The 15315-nt window shown below is 66.3% G+C and carries 17 protein-coding genes, 1 tRNA gene and 1 pseudogene; 8 read left to right on the top strand and 11 right to left on the bottom strand.

Going from position 1 to position 15315, the window contains the following annotated elements:
* The first annotated feature begins 98 nt into the window (after nt 1-98).
* Nucleotides 99-329 carry a hypothetical protein gene (locus ABZ260_RS30335; RefSeq protein ID WP_355624662.1) on the top strand — a complete coding sequence of 77 codons (231 nt, stop codon included), beginning with the start codon at nt 99-101 and terminating at the stop codon, nt 327-329.
* 990 nt (nt 330-1319) lie between these two features.
* Here the strand turns inward: ABZ260_RS30335 and ABZ260_RS30330 are convergent.
* The gene (locus ABZ260_RS30330) at nt 1320-1751 is read right to left on the bottom strand and encodes a hypothetical protein (protein WP_355624660.1); all 432 of its coding nucleotides are present in this window, start codon (nt 1749-1751) and stop codon (nt 1320-1322) included.
* Between the two features lie 340 nt (nt 1752-2091).
* A complete protein-coding gene (locus tag ABZ260_RS30325) occupies nt 2092-3300 on the bottom strand; it encodes an esterase-like activity of phytase family protein (protein ID WP_350966057.1) in 1209 nt (402 codons plus the stop codon).
* A 135-nt stretch (nt 3301-3435) separates the two neighbouring features.
* On the opposite strand from ABZ260_RS30325, the gene ABZ260_RS30320 reads away from it, so the two are divergent.
* Nucleotides 3436-3900, top strand: coding sequence for a MaoC family dehydratase (locus ABZ260_RS30320; protein WP_355547794.1), 465 nt, complete (start codon nt 3436-3438; stop codon nt 3898-3900).
* Between the two features lie 40 nt (nt 3901-3940).
* On the opposite strand, the gene ABZ260_RS30315 is transcribed toward ABZ260_RS30320, so the two are convergent.
* Together ABZ260_RS30315 and ABZ260_RS30310 are read right to left on the bottom strand one after the other, a co-directional pair.
* Entirely contained in the window at nt 3941-4576 is a 636-nt protein-coding gene (locus tag ABZ260_RS30315; protein WP_350914149.1) for a response regulator transcription factor, read from the bottom strand.
* Nucleotides 4573-5700: a histidine kinase gene (locus ABZ260_RS30310; protein WP_355624658.1), complete on the bottom strand. Its 1128-nt coding sequence runs from the start codon at nt 5698-5700 to the stop codon at nt 4573-4575. Before ABZ260_RS30310 ends, ABZ260_RS30315 begins: the two co-directional genes overlap by 4 nt.
* Before the next feature lie 131 nt (nt 5701-5831).
* Between ABZ260_RS30310 and ABZ260_RS30305 the strand changes: the two genes are divergently transcribed.
* Nucleotides 5832-6386, top strand: a complete 555-nt coding sequence (locus ABZ260_RS30305; protein ID WP_355624656.1) for a hypothetical protein — start codon at nt 5832-5834, stop codon at nt 6384-6386.
* Between the two features lie 21 nt (nt 6387-6407).
* Here ABZ260_RS30305 and ABZ260_RS30300 read toward each other — a convergent pair whose 3' ends face one another.
* Complete coding sequence (locus ABZ260_RS30300) at nt 6408-7037, bottom strand: nitroreductase family protein (RefSeq protein ID WP_355624654.1); 630 nt, start codon at nt 7035-7037, stop codon at nt 6408-6410.
* 102 nt (nt 7038-7139) lie between these two features.
* On the opposite strand from ABZ260_RS30300, the gene ABZ260_RS30295 reads away from it, so the two are divergent.
* From ABZ260_RS30295 to ABZ260_RS30285, 3 genes are all read left to right on the top strand, one after another.
* Entirely contained in the window at nt 7140-7439 is a 300-nt protein-coding gene (locus tag ABZ260_RS30295) for a helix-turn-helix domain-containing protein (protein WP_355624652.1), read from the top strand.
* A 129-nt stretch (nt 7440-7568) separates the two neighbouring features.
* Nucleotides 7569-7641, top strand: a tRNA-Arg gene (locus ABZ260_RS30290).
* 144 nt (nt 7642-7785) lie between these two features.
* The gene (locus ABZ260_RS30285) at nt 7786-8172 is read left to right on the top strand and encodes a hypothetical protein (protein WP_355624650.1); all 387 of its coding nucleotides are present in this window, start codon (nt 7786-7788) and stop codon (nt 8170-8172) included.
* Nucleotides 8173-8252: 80 nt separating this feature from the next.
* Here the strand turns inward: ABZ260_RS30285 and ABZ260_RS30280 are convergent, their stop codons facing one another.
* The 5 genes and pseudogenes from ABZ260_RS30280 to ABZ260_RS30260 form a co-directional block, all read right to left on the bottom strand.
* Nucleotides 8253-8996 (bottom strand): site-specific integrase, encoded by a 744-nt coding sequence (locus ABZ260_RS30280; RefSeq protein ID WP_355624668.1) that lies wholly within the window; start codon nt 8994-8996, stop codon nt 8253-8255.
* A gap of 144 nt (nt 8997-9140) precedes the next feature.
* Nucleotides 9141-9290, bottom strand: a pseudogene (locus ABZ260_RS30275) (site-specific integrase); the annotation flags it as partial.
* 206 nt (nt 9291-9496) lie between these two features.
* The gene (locus ABZ260_RS30270; RefSeq protein WP_355624648.1) at nt 9497-9682 is read right to left on the bottom strand and encodes a helix-turn-helix domain-containing protein; all 186 of its coding nucleotides are present in this window, start codon (nt 9680-9682) and stop codon (nt 9497-9499) included.
* Nucleotides 9675-10592: a replication initiator gene (locus ABZ260_RS30265; RefSeq protein ID WP_355624646.1), complete on the bottom strand. Its 918-nt coding sequence runs from the start codon at nt 10590-10592 to the stop codon at nt 9675-9677. Before ABZ260_RS30265 ends, ABZ260_RS30270 begins: the two co-directional genes overlap by 8 nt.
* Nucleotides 10593-10609: 17 nt before the next feature.
* Entirely contained in the window at nt 10610-11176 is a 567-nt protein-coding gene (locus ABZ260_RS30260; protein WP_355624644.1) for a hypothetical protein, read from the bottom strand.
* A 15-nt stretch (nt 11177-11191) separates the two neighbouring features.
* Here ABZ260_RS30260 and ABZ260_RS30255 point away from each other — a divergent pair, with 15 nt between their 5' ends.
* Both ABZ260_RS30255 and ABZ260_RS30250 read left to right on the top strand, forming a co-directional pair.
* A complete protein-coding gene (locus ABZ260_RS30255; RefSeq protein ID WP_355624642.1) occupies nt 11192-13510 on the top strand; it encodes an Ig-like domain-containing protein in 2319 nt (772 codons plus the stop codon).
* A 59-nt stretch (nt 13511-13569) separates the two neighbouring features.
* Nucleotides 13570-14178 (top strand): DUF6461 domain-containing protein, encoded by a 609-nt coding sequence (locus ABZ260_RS30250; RefSeq protein ID WP_355624666.1) that lies wholly within the window; start codon nt 13570-13572, stop codon nt 14176-14178.
* Between the two features lie 100 nt (nt 14179-14278).
* Here ABZ260_RS30250 and ABZ260_RS30245 read toward each other — a convergent pair whose 3' ends face one another.
* The gene (locus ABZ260_RS30245; protein ID WP_355624664.1) at nt 14279-15154 is read right to left on the bottom strand and encodes an IS3 family transposase; all 876 of its coding nucleotides are present in this window, start codon (nt 15152-15154) and stop codon (nt 14279-14281) included.
* Between the last annotated feature and the right edge of the window lie 161 nt (nt 15155-15315).

Genomic DNA, 15315 nt, shown 5'->3' with positions numbered 1-15315 from the left:
GCGTGGTCTCGCCAGGGTCAGCCCCATTGGTCCTGGCAATCCCATCGGGCCTGGCAATCCCATCGGGCCTGTCAGCCCCATTGGTCCTGGCAATCCCATTGGTCCTGTCAGCCCCATCGGTCCCGCGGGTCCTCCTGGCCCCATCGGTCCTGTCAGCCCTGTCAGCCCTGTCAGCCCTGCGGGTCCTGCGGGTCCTGGAGGCCCTGCTGGTCCTGGAGGTCCTGCGGGTCCTGCTGGTCCTGGAGGCCCTGCGGGTCCTGCTGGTCCTGGAGGTCCTGCGGGTCCTGGAGGTCCTGGAGGTCCTGTGGACGCGTTGGTGGAACTGGTAGCAGTGGGGCGCCCAGTAGGCCTGCCGGGGGCGGTCAGATCGATCACCCTGGGCCCGTCGCGCTCGTCGTCCCGGTCGCGATCCCTGTCGAAGGCGGGCCTGGCGCCCCGGTCGCAGTCGTTGTCCCGGCCACCGTCACCGTCCCCGCCCCAGCCTCGACCTCGACCCCAGCCGGGACCGCCAGGGCATCCACAGGGACGGCCTCTGCGGCATCCGCAGGAGCGGCACGGGCGAAGAATAGGCTTCTCACCGCTGTGCACGGAATGTTGGAGACGGGCCTTGCCCCCGTTACCTCCGTTACCCCCGTTGTCGCCGTGAGGTGCGAACAGAATGCTTGCGTTGTCGGCGGTGGCGCTCGCCGGAACCTGGTTCGACGACATCACGAGGATGCCTGCCATCGCCGCGACGGCCAAAGCGCCGGCACGCTTACCGGAATGGGCTGGCGCCCACTTGCTCCTACGAGGAAGCACGTTATTTCCCCATATCTTTACTAATTCCGAAAATATCCGGATCCGTCGTGCAGCCACGGAAGTGACGACGGAACAGGAGATACCCGGGGCTTATGGGGATAACGCTCCGGCATAGTTCAGGAAGAGCAAATAAGCGGTACTGTGCAGAAAAACCTATGCCTCATCTACGGTTTAGTCAGATTTAGGATGATTGTTCGGGCGTAGTGTTTCATGGGAGCTTTTATGATGTCCGATGAGCGGGAAAAGGTGATGATATCAGGGGGCGGGAGGGCCGGGCGGTCCAATGTTGATGATCAACGATCGGCGTTGCCCGGAAAACATATTTCCTCATAGTTCGGTGGCATAACCACATGTAACATCACGCTTTAAACGACAGTGTGTGTCGTACCGGTGTGAACCGGTACGACACACACTTCTTCCCTGCTCCTGGCGTGGGTGACCGCTCCCGCTCGTCGTGCCATGCCGTCACCAGACGGGTTCCACTTGGCGGCGTATCACCTGTTGCGGCCAGGTGTCAGGGGCTACTTGTCGCGGATGATGATCTCCGGGAATGACGGGTCGTTCTGGAGGTCCCTCATCATTCTTTCCGAGCGCGTGAGGCGCTCGCGCCCGGGTCCCTCGTTCTCGTTGAAGTCGTTCCCGCCCCGGCGGCCGCGGTAACGGTCGTAGGGACGGTCCTGGTGGCGGTTCGGCCTTCCTCGCCACCTGTCCGAGGGCCTCTCCTCGCGGTACTGCCGGCGGGAGGGGTTGGGGTTGGGGGAGAGGCGGCCGTCGAGAGTGCTGTCGGCATTCAGCTGTGAGATCGAGCCGAGCGCCTGGACCTGCCCGATGGCGGCGTTGGCCGGTGCCTGGTTCGACGTCATGAGGATGCCGGAGACTGCCGCGATGGCGAGGACGCCCACCCGCCTGCCGGAGATCGGCCCCGGTGTCCGTCCGCTCTTTCGAGGAAGCACGTTATTTCCCCATCTCGTTTCTGGTTCCGAAAACATCTGATATCCCTCACTACCTCATAAGCGGCAGCAGCTAGGAGATACCCCTCGGACAGTGAGATAGCTCATTGAAACGGTTGAGGCAGAGCAAATAAATGGCGCCGTGAAGGCTGATGGGAGTTTATCTATTATTATTTACGGTTTTGTCATAGTTGTTCGTATGTTATGAGAGGCGAGGTTGCTGCGAATTACGGCCGGTTCCTCGGCGGGAAACCCTGATGCGAGGGTCAGGCGCCGCCGGTCAGCGAGACGACCTGCCTGGTATCGCCGGTGTTACGGCGATACCAGGCAGGGCCACGGACCGTTACCGGTAGACGCGGGGATCGGCCAGAAGCGGGCGCGACAGGCGCACGGTGATGAACTCGTTGTCGTCGGGCCGGCCCGGGGTGCGGCCGGCGGAGAACGGGAAGTTGTTGTCGTCGAGCACGCCCAGAGTCCGGTCGTCGAGGATCACCACGTCCTCGATGGTCTGGAACGGGAACCTGAAGGTCTTCCCGAACCCACCCAGGCCGTGCGGGTTGGCCAGGTCGAGCAGGTCGGCGACGAGGGTCTTGCGCAGGTCCGCGTGGCGGATGTCCACCAGGTAGATGTGCTTGGTCCTGGCCGCGTCCCCCTCAAGGTTGTCGCGCTCGATGACGAGGAACCGGTGCCGGTCGACCGCGATCATGTCGCCGATCGCGTTGTCGGGGCTCTCCAGCCGGTAGGTCCAGCGCTTACCGGTGTAGGCCCGCTTGCGCAGGTCGAACTCGTTCATCCGCAGCGTCCCGGCCTCGTCGCCGGTCACGGTGCCCTCCAGCAGCGGGTACAGCGTGCGGCCGTCGACCGAACGGGCCATGCCCTCGAAGCCCTTGCTCCGCCCCAGGTTGGGCTGCTCGCCGCCCAGGGACGGGTTCTCCGGGGCCTTCACACCGGGCAGCGGGATCGGCGCCTCAAGCAGTTTGCCGGTGGCGGAGAAGTGCAGCAGGAACGGGCCGAACTCGTCCCCGATCCAGTAGGTGCCGTCGGAGGTCCGTACGATCGACTCCACGTCGAAGTCCGCGCCGGTCAGCTTCCGGTCCGCCCGGGTCAGCGCCCAGCCGACGTGACCGTCGGGGTCGCTCAGGTCGAACCCGCCGAGCACCGCGACCTTGCCGCGCTTGAAGTCGGGCTTCACCTGGTGCACCCGCAGCAGGAAGTCCGCGCTGTTGGCCTTGCCGCCGTAGCCGTTGTCCGACAGCACGTCGAAGGTGCCGTCCTGCCGCCGCACGATGCCGCTGAAGCCCTGCACCGGCTGCCCGGTGAACGGCGGGGTCACCCCGTTGATCGGAGCCGTGCCGAGCTGCGCCCCCGACGGCTCGCTGCCGGGTACGAAGGTCAACGCGGGCAGGGAGGCGAACCCGGTCAGGGTGGCGCGCCCGAATTCGGAGCGTCCGTGCCTGTCGGAACCGGGCTGTCCGGGGTCGGCCACCGCCGGTGCGGACACCGCCAGTGCCAGTACGGCCGCGCCGATGGTGATCGTCATACGTCGTCTCATGGCGGGCACGTTAGGGAACCCGGATGAACGGCCGGTATTACGCCGCGGGCCGTACAGCGAAAACAAAGGCATGGCCGAGGGAGTCGATGCGCTTGTGGCTTCTCGCTGTACCCTCAACGGAATAAAGTTCCATACATGAGGATTTTCGCCAACATCATCGAGCTCAAGACCGCCGTCGGGGAACATCTCGGCTACACCGAGTGGCGCGAGATCACCCAGGAACAGGTCAACCTGTTCGCCGACGCGACCGGCGACCACCAGTGGATCCACGTGGACGTGGAGAAGGCGGAGCAGGGGCCGTTCGGCGGCACCATCGCCCACGGATACCTGAGCCTGGCGCTGCTGCCCTCGTTCATGGTGGAGCTGTTCCAGGTGGGCGGTCTGGCCATGGGCATCAACTACGGGCTCAACAAGGTCCGTTTCCCCTCGCCGATCCCGGTCGGCGCGCGGGTCCGGGCAGGCGCCGAACTCGTCGACCTCAAGGGCACCCCCTCGGGCTACCTGTCGAAAATGCGGCTGACCGTGGAGGTCGAGGGCAAGCCCAAGCCTGCCTGCGTCGCGGAGACCCTCTCGCTGTACGTCCCGGCGGAGAGCTCCTGACCGTGCGGTCACCTCTCCCGCGGAGGGCGCCCTCCTCGACTCAGCCCTCCGTGGAGAGCTCCTGAGCCAGGATCGCGGCCTGGACGCGACTGCGGAGACCCAGCTTGTTCAGCAACCGGCTGACGTGGGTCTTCGTCGTCGCCTCCGCCATGTCCAGCTCCACGGAGATCTCCGTGTTCGACAGGCCCCGGCCGATGCAGGCCAGTACCTCACGCTCGCGCGGGGTGAGGCCGCCGATCTCGTACGGCCTGCGCGCGGGGACCGACGCGCCGAAGGCCGAGATCAGTCGCCGGGTGACCGAGGGCGCGATGAGCCCGTCGCCCCTGGCCACCACCCGCACCGCGTTCACCAGGGCGTCGGCGTCGGTGTTCTTCAACAGGAACCCGGCGGCTCCGGCCCGCAGCGCCCCGAAGACGTACTCGTCGATGTCGAAGGTGGTCAGGATCAGCACGTCGGCGATCCCGCTCAGCGCGCGCGTCGCGGAGATCCCGTCGAGCTTCGGCATCCGGATGTCCATCAGCACCACGTCCGGGCGGAGCTCGGAGGCCATCGCGACGGCCTGCTCGCCGTTGGCGGCCTGGCCGACGACCTCGATGTCGTCGTGACCGTCGAGGATGAGGACGATCCCGGCGCGGACCGCCGCATGATCGTCGGCGACGAGGACTCGGATGGTCACGTGCTCTCCAGAGTGGGCAACTCGGCGCGGACGCGCCAGCCGTCATTATGCGGTCCGGCCTCGAAGACGCCGCCGACGAGGTTCGTGCGCTCCCGCATGCCGATGATCCCCGCACCCGCGCCGGGCAGCTCCCGCTCCGCTTCGCCCACCGGGTTGTCCACGGTCAGCGTGACCAGCCCCGGCAGGTAGCCGATCACCACGTCGACGGCCTTTCCGCCGTGCTTGAGCGCGTTGGTCAGCGACTCCTGGACGATCCGGTAACCGGCCAGATCGACCGAGGCGGGCAGCTCCCTGGCATCGCCGTCCACCCGTATCCGCACGTCAAGCCCTGCCTCCCGGGCCCGCTCCGCCAGTTCTTCAGCCTCGGCCACCCGGCGCCGGATCGCCTCGGGCTCCTCGCCGTCCTGCCGGAGCAGCCCGATCATGGCACGCATCTCGCCCATGCCCTCGACGCTGTTCTCCCTGATGGACTCCAGCACCTTCCGTACGGTCTGCGCGTCCAGGTCCCGTCGGGAGAGGACGGCGGTGGACTGGATGGCGATCGCGCTGAAGTGGTTCGCGATCATGTCGTGCAACTCCCGTGCCATCCGGGCCCGCTCGGCCTGCACCGCGGCCGCCCGGTCCAGCTCCGCCAGTCGCGCCACCTGCTCGGCCCGCGCCCGCTCGGAGGTCGCCTGGTCCTCCAGCTGTCTTATGATCATCGCGGTGAGGACGGGGGTCACCCCGACCAGGCCCGTCTGGACGAGGAAGACGGCGGCGGCGGCCCACTGCCTGAACAGGACCCCGGCGACCACACCCGCGACGACGGCGATCACCGAGGTGATGCCGAGCATCCACCTGCCCAGCGCGCGGGGACCGTACCTGACCCCCGAGTAGAGGTTGTCGGTGACGATCAGGAGCGTACCCAGCGACGGGCCCATGACGGAGTCGCCGACGAAGGCCACACCCCCCAGCCCGAGCGCCAGCAGCGGCCTGCTCCGCCGTACCGCGACCCCCACACACGAGATCGCCAGCGGCCCGATGAACAGCGGGGCGGCGGCCCATCGGTGCTGGTAGGCACCCGCGGCGAGCAGCAGGAGACCGACGACGAAACACGCCACGGCCCCCAGCGCGTCTCGTCTCATGCCTCTCATCCCATCATTCCGATACGGCCCGCAGGAGCGGCGCCGGGAGGATCGCCGGTACATAAAAGGATGTACACCGGTTCATCAGCTCCGACGATGTCCCAGGTCGACCGGGTTGGGAGGATGAATCCATGGTTCTGGCGATCATCATCGGATGCGAGATCGGGTTCTGGATCCTGCTGGGCCTGGGGCTCGCCTCACGTTACCTGTGGGGCATGCGCCGGCTCAGCACGGCGCTGCTGCTGGCGGTTCCGCTGCTCGATGTGGTCCTCCTCATCGCCTCCGTCATCGACATGCGCGGCGGCGCCCAGGCGGACTGGCGCCACGGGCTGGCCGCCGCCTACATCGGCTACTCGATCGTCTTCGGCCACCGTACGATCACCTGGGCCGACGCGAAGTTCGCCCACCGCTTCGCCGGCGGCCCCGAGCCGTGGCGGCCTCCACCCGGCGGCATGGCCAGGGCCCGGTACGAATGGGGCATCTGGCTCAGGATCGTTCTCGCGTACGGCATCTCCTGCGCCCTGCTGTTCGGCCTGATCCTCATCGTCGGCGACCCGTCACGGACCACGGCGTTGATCGCCTTCATGACCGGTGCGCTCAAGATCCCCCTGATCGCCGTGCTCTGGCCGCTGAGCTACACGCTGTTCCCGAAGAAGGTCGGCGTCGCCGGCGATTCCGGTGACTGATTCCGCGCATCGGTCGCGGTGTCACCAGCGATCCCAGTGGGTGACCTCCTCCATCGGCACCCGGCGCGCGGGCTTGAAATCGGTGCCGATCGTGTAGGCCAGCGGAACGAACGCCACCTGCATCACCTTTCCGTACGGGATGCCGAGCACTCGGGCCGCCTCCCGCTCCAGCCGGAGCGGCCCCAGCCAGGCCGTACCCAGCGACCTGGCCCGCGCGGCCAGCATGAAGCTCCAGACGGCGGGCAGGATCGAGCCGAACGTGTTGGCCTGCTCATGCGCGCTCGCTCCCTCGGTCCGTCCGGTGATGCACGGGATGAGGAACACCGGCACCTGGTGAATGTGCCGGTACAGATGATCCGCTCCCTCCCAGACCCGCTCCATCGAGCCCGGGAACGCGTACGCCCGCCGCGCGTCCTCCTCCGGCATCGGCGTCCCTGGCAGGTGCATCCCCTCCCGCCACAGCGCCGCGATCCTCTCCCGCTGCTCCCGCTCGGTGACCACGACGAAGTGCCAGCGCTGGCGGTTACGTCCGGTCGGAGCCTGTACGGCGAGCTTGAGGCACTCCTCGATGAGCTCGCGGGGGACGGACCGGGTGAGATCCAGTCGCCTGCGTACGGCCCGGGTGGTGGAGAGCACGTCGTCGGGGGTCATCTGGCCTCCAAGATTTCGATGACGGTCGAATTGCTGGATCCGATTGTGCTGCTGGATTTCGATGTTTGTCAAAGCTTCGAATTCCTTGGCTAGGATCGGCCCATGCGAGCCCTTCACCACCCGGACGTCTCCTCCGTCACCCTCCCCGCCATGCTGAACGCCCTCGCCGACGAGGTCCGGCTCTCGGTGGTCCGCCAGCTCGCCGAGGCCGGCGGCGTGGTCTGCGGCCAGTTCGACGTCCCGGTGAGCATGTCGACCCTCTCCCATCACCTGAAGGTCCTCCGTGAGGCCGGGCTCCTCCGCGTCACCCCCGAAGGCAGCTTCCGCCGCCACGAACTCCGCCTCGCCGAGATGGAGACCCGATTTCCCGGCGTCCTCTCCTCGATCCTTCGGTCCGCCTGACCTTCTGATCCAGGGCCTGTCGCGCCGCCCGACCTCGGCGCGGAGCTCGCACCCTCCCTCGATCACGAACCGATCGGCTAACCGGTTCGAGGCACCCCACAAAACCCGCTATGCTTGCTTACGCAGCGAGCGGCCGTAGCTCAATGGATAGAGCATCTGACTACGGATCAGAAGGTTGGGGTTTCGAGTACCTCCGGCCGCACAGCAGGTCAAAGGCCCTCCGGGATCACCCCGGAGGGCCTTTTTCGTGCCCGTACAGCAGTGAAATACAGCAACGGGATCTGACGGCCGCTACTGAGGGTCTGCTCCGCATGAGAGGCGTCCGCCGCAGAGGAGAGTGAAGCGTGTGACCGAGATCCGTATCCTCTCGTTCGCAGCTTGGCGAGGAGGCCACTATGTCGGCCTGGCGGAGGTCCTTGCTTCCCTTGGTGCCTCGATCGAGGGCCATCGCTGGGAATTGATCATCGACTGGCTGCTCTCTCCACAGGCTGAAGCGATCACCGAGGCCACGGCGGACTCGCTGGTGACCACGAGGCGTCTCATCGAACTGTTCAGCGTGGAGTGCCAGCTCATCGATGGAGAGCTTGTCGGCCACGGCGACAGCCCGTCGGTGCCGGAGGTGAAGATCCGAGCGTTCGACAGCGGCTACTGGGATGTGCAGACGGACAGTCCTGAGCTGTTGGAGAAGATCATCATGCTCTATCCCGACGCGCACGAGCTTCCCGAGTGGTGAGTCCGCGAGACTCACCACGAAAGGCCTCCCAGGAGCATCCTGGAAGGCCTTCGTCGGTCGGTCCGCGTGGGCGATTGCGTCTAGCGGTCGCCTTCCTCGGTATCGAGACTGGCATTCAAACGATCCAGTGCCTTCCGGGTCTCGGGTGATGGGATCTGCGTGTAGACGTCCATGGTCATCGAGATCTGCGAGTGCCGCAGGATGCGCATCGCGACTCGCGGGTGGACGTCGAGCGCGGCCAGGAGTGAGGCGCAGGTGTGCCGGGTGTCGTGGACGCGGATGTTGGGCACGCCGGCCTTCCGGCAGTGAGCCTCGAAGGCCCGGTTGAAGTTGCGTGGCTCGATCGGTGTGCCGTTCCTCGTGGTGAAGACGAGATTGGAGTCCCTCCACTTCGCTCCGGCCGCCTTGCGGGCGTCCTCCTGAGTTCGCTGGCGGTGCTTGAGCGCGTTGACGCAGAGGCCGAACAATGGAAGCGATGCCGTGGAGTCATCGGTCTTGGTCGTCTCCCGATGCAGGAGCTGTCCGCCTACCCTGGTGAGCTGTCGAGAGATCCACAGTTGCTCCCCGCCGAGGTCGACGCAGTCCCAGGCGAGCCCGAGCACCTCGCCCCGCCGCAGACCGAGAACGAGGGTCAGCACGTAGGCCGCGTAGAGCGGATCATCGGCCGCCCGCAGGTGTTCGAGGAACTTCCGCGCCTCGTCGACACCCCACACCATGTGCTGGCGCTTCTTTTTGGTCTTGCTCGCACTGGGCAGAGTGGTCAACGCCGCGACGTTCTTGGAGATCAGTTCTTCCCGAATGGCTTTGCCGAGCGCGGAGCGCAGGACACGGCGGATGCCCGCGATCGTGCTCCGGGACGGGTATCCCTTGCAGCACTCTCCGACGGCGCAGCATCGCCGCTTGGCTTCCGGCCGTCGGTGGTCCTTCTTCTGGTCACAGCAGGTGCAGAGCGTGACCAGCGTGTTCAGCCACGTCTGAACCTCGCGAACCGTGAGCTTGTCGAGCTTTTTCTTGCCCAGGCCGGGGACGATGTAGAGCCTTACCAGTGGCTCATAGGCCACGTAGGTGGTCGGTTCCCGGTTGGGCTCGATCACCTCGGCGAGCCAGCGCGTCAGGTACGCGGCAAGGGTGGGGTGCTTGGTCGGTACCGGTCCCTTGCTCGCGAGGTCATGGAGCTTGAGCCACTTCTCGTGGGTCTCCTCACGGGTCTTGCCATAGGCCCATTTCCGGGTCTTCTTCCCCTCGGGAGTGACGACCCAGACGTAGCCGGCCCAACCGTCCTTTTACGGGAAGACCGAGCCCTCACCGTTCGAGCGCTTACCCATCAGGCGGCCTTTCCACAGAGTCGGTTCACGTAGTCGTTCAGGGCGGATTCGGGGATACGGCGGCAGCGCACGCCGACCACGATCGAGTCGAGTTCGCCGGAGCGGATGAGCTGATAGAGCGTCCACCGGCTGACCTGGAGAGAGGCCATGGCCTGCGGGACGGTGAGTAACGCGGGACTACTCATGGACGCCTCCCGAAGCAGCGAAACGGTTTCCGGTAAGGGCACTTACCAAGAGGGCGTCACCGGCCGAGAAGCCCTGTCCGGCGTACTCCCAGTGCGAGACGACGAGCACGGTGTCCTCGTCGAAGAGCGGCAGGCGACCGGTGGTGATCGCTTCGCTGCGCATGTGTTCGGTGCGAGCGGCGCGGAGGGTGCCGAGGGTGGTGGAGTAGCGGCGGCTCTTGGTGGAGAAGTGGCCGCGGAAGCCGAGCATGTGAGCCCACTGGACAAGGCGGAGGTCGGCCAGTTCGTCGAGGGCGCCCAGGCGCAGGCATTCGGCGATGAGCCGCCGGGCGTGGTCCCGAATCGGTAGCGCGGTCAGGTCGTCGAGGGGGTTGATACGCCGGTCCAGGGTGCCGACGCATTCGGCGGCTTTGGTGGCGTACTTGGCGATGTAGGCGGCTACGGCCTGCTCGGTGAGGTCACCGGTCATGGTTATCTCGCGGACGTCGAGTTGAGCACCCCAGCGCAGGACCCGAGCGGGATCATCCCCCGCAGCCGGAACGGTGACCGCCACGGCAGAGGCGGCATGCCCTATGGCGTCGGTCAGCAGGTCGGCTGTCGCCCAGGCCGGTGGAGGCGTAGCCGGCCCCTCGGGGCCGTCGACGCGGATGACCGCGTGAAAGTGGACGACGCCGCGCCGCTGGTACTCGGCGACCTTGGCGAAGGAGAGCACGGCCTGTTCCCGTAGCTCCCGCTGCGTCAGTCCGGCGTTCTTGGCGTCGACCTCGGCGCGGATGTCGAGGTCGGTCCCCCGGGCGAAGTAGGTGAGCCCGGCGAACGAGGGGACGGGGACGGTGGGGTTGGCCTCCAGGAAAGTGGCCAGTTCGCGCAGTCCCTTGATGAGGGCGGCGCGGGCAGTGGTGTCGGGCATGGGCTTCTCCTTCGTGTTCAGGCGGGTTCGGGGTTGTCGCGCAGGGTGCGCAGCAGGTCGGAGGCGAGCTGACTGGACACCCCGAGGCGGGTGCGCAGGGTGTCGCGGGTGATGGGTCTGCCGTGCCGGGCGTGGTGTTCGTCGGCGACGCGGCGCGCGTAGTCGAGGAGCTCCCTCGTCGGCCCGGTGCCGTTCTGGCCGTTCTCGGCGCGGTTCTGGTCGGGTACGGCGGAGCCGGGCAGCGCAACAGCAGTGAAGGGTTCAGGGACGATCTCCGGTACGGCGTCCGGGACGGGAACGGGCGCCGGGGACGGCTCAGAACGAGGGTCGGAGGAGCGGCGCTCCAGCATGGAGACCGCGATCAGGAACGCCCCTGCCGGGGTCGCGGCGGTGATCCACCCCCAGGCCGACGGGTGGGCTTGGGCGAGGTTCGCGGCCAGGGACAGGGCGATCCCGCCGACGAGAACGAGGGTCGGCCAGGAGATCCAGCCGTTGCGTTGGCGTCCGTTCTTCTTGTCGCGCTGTCGTTCGCGTGCGGCCATGACACAGGTGAGGTCGACGCAGACCGCTATGGCCCAGGCCATCCAGCCGTCCTGTCCGTGTTCGGTGGCGGTGTCGCGGATAAGGCCACCTTCAGCGAGCCGGTGTCCGAGGGCCAGATCACGGTCAAGGACCCGGCGGGAGGCGTCGTGACCGGCGCGCTCGCGGCGGAGTCCACGACCGTGCTGACCTTCACACCCGCCCAGCCGCTGGCCGAGCGCACCAAGTACACCGTCGAGGTGACCGGCGCGAAGGACGGCGCGGGCAACGTGATGACGGCCCACACCTGGTCGTTCACCACGCTGGAGCTCCCGCCGCCGCCGAACTCGCCGAAGGTGTCCGGCGAGTACGTCAGGCCCACCAACACCGGCGGCGCCGCCACCACCCTCACCCCGGAGTTCCGGGCGGAGGTCACCGACCCCAGCAGCCGGCCGATGACGCTGACCGTCCAGGTCGAGCACGACCCCGCGGCACCCGCACAAGGCACGGGGGCCATCTGGACCGGTTCTACGACCACAGCCGTCCCCTCCGGCAATTACACCGGCGTCGCCGTACCGTCCGGCAAGCTCAGCGACGGCTGGAAGGTGCGCTGGCGCGCCCGCGCGACAGCAGCCGGCGTCAACGGCGCCTGGACGAGTTGGCACGCCCTGACCATCGACATCTCCAAACCGACAGTCGCCAGCGAATACGTCCGGCCGACCAACACCGGCGGCGCGGCCACCACCCTCACCCCGGAGTTCCGAGGCGAGGTCACCGACCCCGACCGCCGATCCATCACCATGACCGTCGAAGTCGAACACGACCCCACCGCCACCGGCCAAGGCAGCGGAGCCATCTGGTCCGGCACCAGCACTGCGGCCGTTGCCTCCGGCAATTACACCGGCGTCGCCGTACCGTCCGGCAAACTCAGCGACGGCTGGAAGGTGCGCTGGCGCGCCCGCGCCACGGCAGCCGGCGTCAACGGCGCCTGGACCACCTGGCACGCCTTGACCATCGCCGTCTCCAGCGTCGCTCCGGCCGCCGCGCGAACCGGAGTGGCCCTGACCTCGGACCCGAACACCAGCGGCCCGTTCGACTACCAGCGCATGAGCCCCGCGGACTGCAACGCGGAGCGGCGCAAGTCACCGCGCCCCTGGCATGGATTCGGATGGACTGTCCTGCGGCCCTACACCGGTTGCTACAGCCGGATCGCCGGATGGGGCGACTGGGAAGTCGACCAGCTCACCGGGATCCCGACGTCGGAGTGCCCGAAGACCGAAGGCGTCAGGATGACGGTCAACGTCATCATGTACACCAACCTCGGCACCAAGAAGGGCGAGCCCGTTGTCTACGGGGAGAACGACCGCGAACTGCAGGCCAGGGACATCAGCATCTGGATCGACATCACCGAGCTCATCGTCATGGACTCCAACTGCAACCAGACGAACATGCTCGACGGGCGCAACATCACAGTCAGAGTGGAGGCCGTGGGCTCCGACAACGCCGACTGCAACCAGATCAAGGGCCCTGAAGACGGGAAGCGGATCGCTCCCATCGGGGACTTCAAGCGAAGCGGCCGGACCGCCTGGATCTTCCGATCCGAGGGCACCAGGTGGGGCAACTGCACCCTGCGACCCAAGCTCTACCCCGGCGTGAGCATCGACTTCCTCGATCCGGAGCCGTTCAAGCTCTGGCATCACCTCGGAACCGAGCAGATCCCCACCCGCCCGAAGGGCGACTTCCCGTTCGTCGCCCGCTGCGACAGCATCCGCCTCTCCTATCCGGTGCCCAAGGCCAATGGGCAGCCCGGAAACGACTGGATCGGCTACTCCGGCGGGTGCCGAATTCTGGGTGCGGACCGCGTCTACACCATGTACGCGGACGACCCGTTCCGCAGTGAGGTGGCGAGGCACATCAGGGACGCCTTCCAAAACCCGCAGGCGACCGATCCGAAGCTGGACCGGAACGGCAATCCGATCACCAAGAGCTTCCCCGGCAACTATGACGTGATACCCAGACCGCCCCTGACCAGGCGGGCGAGAAACGGGCGCGCACCCGACGGCCCTCTCCTCAACTCGAAGAACCGCACGCAGATGACCTGGTACTGCCCGAACCTCCCCGGGGCCGGCCCGGGCAAGCAGTGCGACGAGTATCCGTTCGCCTCCACCAACCAGGCGATCGGTGTCGAAGGCCAGCTCATCAACAACGTCTGGACGCCCACCTTCAACGCCTCACTTCGTCAGGTGAGCACCGACCACAACCAAGCCGCAGGACGCGACCTGGCGGCCTTCTACGCCCGCTACCGCGTCTTCACCTCTGGCCAGCTCGAAGGCGGCGCGGGCAACTGGCCGTCCAATGCCTTCTGGGTCAGAATCCGCAACGGCGCACCACCGTCATAACGTCATAGCCGGGAGAGGGCCTCGCCCTCTCCCGGCTCCTCCACCATCGGAAGGTGAGCATGCAGTCGCCGACGCACCTGCACGATCTCCTAGTCTCGACCATCTTCACCGAGGGACTCGATGACGAGATGGACCTCTGGACGCTGGGATTCAGCGCCCTCTGGGTCAAAGGAATGGATCGCGACGCCGTCGCCGAGGTCTTCTCCCTGGACCTCGTCACCAGCACGCCGAGCCACCTGAACGAATTGCTCGACAACAGTGAGGAAGGCGGGCCCACCTGGGTGGGCGAGGCCGGAGGGTGGACCTGCATCATTCCGGGGCCGACCGACGACGATTTCCTGCTGCCGTTGACGGCGGGCGGGCGGGAGGCGCTCTGCTTCAGTATGGATATGGGCGGCCATGACCATTTCAAGTATCTGAAGGACGGGGAGGTGGTTGTCGCCTTCCAGCCCACCTGGCCCGACCCCGTGCACGGGAGCGATCCGCACGCGCTCGACCACCTCATGGAAGGGCTGCGCTTCCAGACCAGCGGCGACGACGTCATCGAGGATCGCGTGGACGAGGGCGAGAGCATCAGCTCCGTCCTGACGCTGATCGGCCGGATCACGGGGACGGACATCGCCGCTGACTGGCTTGAGGCGACGCACTCGCTCATCTACCCTCGCTAGTGCGTTGACCACGATGGTTCGCCGGGTGCGGTGGTCAGGCTGCTCGGGATCGTGGTCGCCCTGAGGTTCCCCCCGTACGACAGCCACCGATGGTGTGGGATCACGAGGTTGCGTCTGAGAGCTTGTAGAGCTCCTCGAACGTGATTGGGCTGTTCATGTCGATGCTGGAATGACGCCTATACGGGTTATACCAGCACTCGATCCATTCAAACATCGCGCTGGCCAACTCGGCTCTTGTTGACCATTTATTAACGTCGAGCAGTTCGAGCTGCATCGTTCCCCAGAACGATTCCATCATGGCATTGTCGTAGCAATCGCCGATGGTTCCCATCGAGCCGAGGAGTTCAGCATCGCGGAGCCGTTTCCCATACGAGAACGATGTGTACTGTGTTCCGTGGTCAGAATGCAGGACCGTCTTCTTGCTGGGCGGGTTACGGAGGGCGACGGCCATGACCATCGCGTCGACGACCAGAGCGCTAGTCTGGCGTATGTCGATAGAATGGCCGATGATGCGACGAGAATAGGCGTCCATGACAGCGGCGCAATACAGTTTCCCTTCGTCGGTGGGGTGCTCGGTGATGTCGCTGACCCACAGCCGGTCCGGCGCTTCCACCGTGAAGGCCCGGCGGACCAGATCCTCCTCGGTGGCGGCGTTGACGAGGTTGCGGCGGCCCTTGCGCCGGTAGATGCCCTTGATGCCGGCCTCGCGCATGAGCCGTTCGACGCGCTTGCGGTTGATCTCCAGATCCAGGCCGAGCGTCAACTCCGCGTGGACCCGCGGCGAGCCGTAGCTGTAACGTGACGTCTTATGGATGTCACGGATCAGCTTCAGTAGTTCGGTGTTTCTTTGGTCGCGTGGAGACTGCGGCCGGCCAACCCAGTCTTTGTAACCCGATCTGGAAATGTTCAACACCCGGCAGGCCACCGCGACAGGAAAGTCAGCATCGGCGAGTTCATGGACCAGCGCGTACCCTATTTTGGGAGCACGTTCTCCCGGGCGAAATACGCAGCAGCCCGCTTGAGGATCTCATTCTCCAGCTCAAGCTGCCGGGTTCGACGCCGCAGATCGGAGAGTTCTTTTTTCTCCGCACTGGTCAGCTTCGCGCCGCCGTTGTCATCGGTGTCGGCCTGGCGCAT

The sequence above is a fragment of the Streptosporangium sp. NPDC006013 genome (genome assembly GCF_040614275.1).
In the GTDB taxonomy this organism is placed as follows: Bacteria; Actinomycetota; Actinomycetes; order Streptosporangiales; family Streptosporangiaceae; genus Streptosporangium.
Note: the sequence above shows the minus strand (reverse complement) of the source record. Positions and strands in the feature narration are given on the sequence as shown.

Excerpts from the sequence above, each read along its gene's own strand:
- ABZ260_RS30325 (WP_350966057.1), bottom strand. The coding sequence starts at position 3,300 with ATGAGACGACGTATGACGATCACCATCGGCGCGGCCGTACTGGCACTG.
- ABZ260_RS30320 (WP_355547794.1), top strand. The coding sequence starts at position 3,436 with ATGAGGATTTTCGCCAACATCATCGAGCTCAAGACCGCCGTCGGGGAA.
- ABZ260_RS30310 (WP_355624658.1), bottom strand. The coding sequence starts at position 5,700 with ATGAGACGAGACGCGCTGGGGGCCGTGGCGTGTTTCGTCGTCGGTCTC.
- ABZ260_RS30305 (WP_355624656.1), top strand. The coding sequence starts at position 5,832 with ATGGTTCTGGCGATCATCATCGGATGCGAGATCGGGTTCTGGATCCTG.
- ABZ260_RS30300 (WP_355624654.1), bottom strand. The coding sequence starts at position 7,037 with ATGACCCCCGACGACGTGCTCTCCACCACCCGGGCCGTACGCAGGCGA.
- ABZ260_RS30295 (WP_355624652.1), top strand. The coding sequence starts at position 7,140 with ATGCGAGCCCTTCACCACCCGGACGTCTCCTCCGTCACCCTCCCCGCC.
- ABZ260_RS30270 (WP_355624648.1), bottom strand. The coding sequence starts at position 9,682 with ATGAGTAGTCCCGCGTTACTCACCGTCCCGCAGGCCATGGCCTCTCTC.
- ABZ260_RS30265 (WP_355624646.1), bottom strand. The coding sequence starts at position 10,592 with ATGCCCGACACCACTGCCCGCGCCGCCCTCATCAAGGGACTGCGCGAA.
- ABZ260_RS30260 (WP_355624644.1), bottom strand. The coding sequence starts at position 11,176 with ATGGCCTGGGCCATAGCGGTCTGCGTCGACCTCACCTGTGTCATGGCC.
- ABZ260_RS30250 (WP_355624666.1), top strand. The coding sequence starts at position 13,570 with ATGCAGTCGCCGACGCACCTGCACGATCTCCTAGTCTCGACCATCTTC.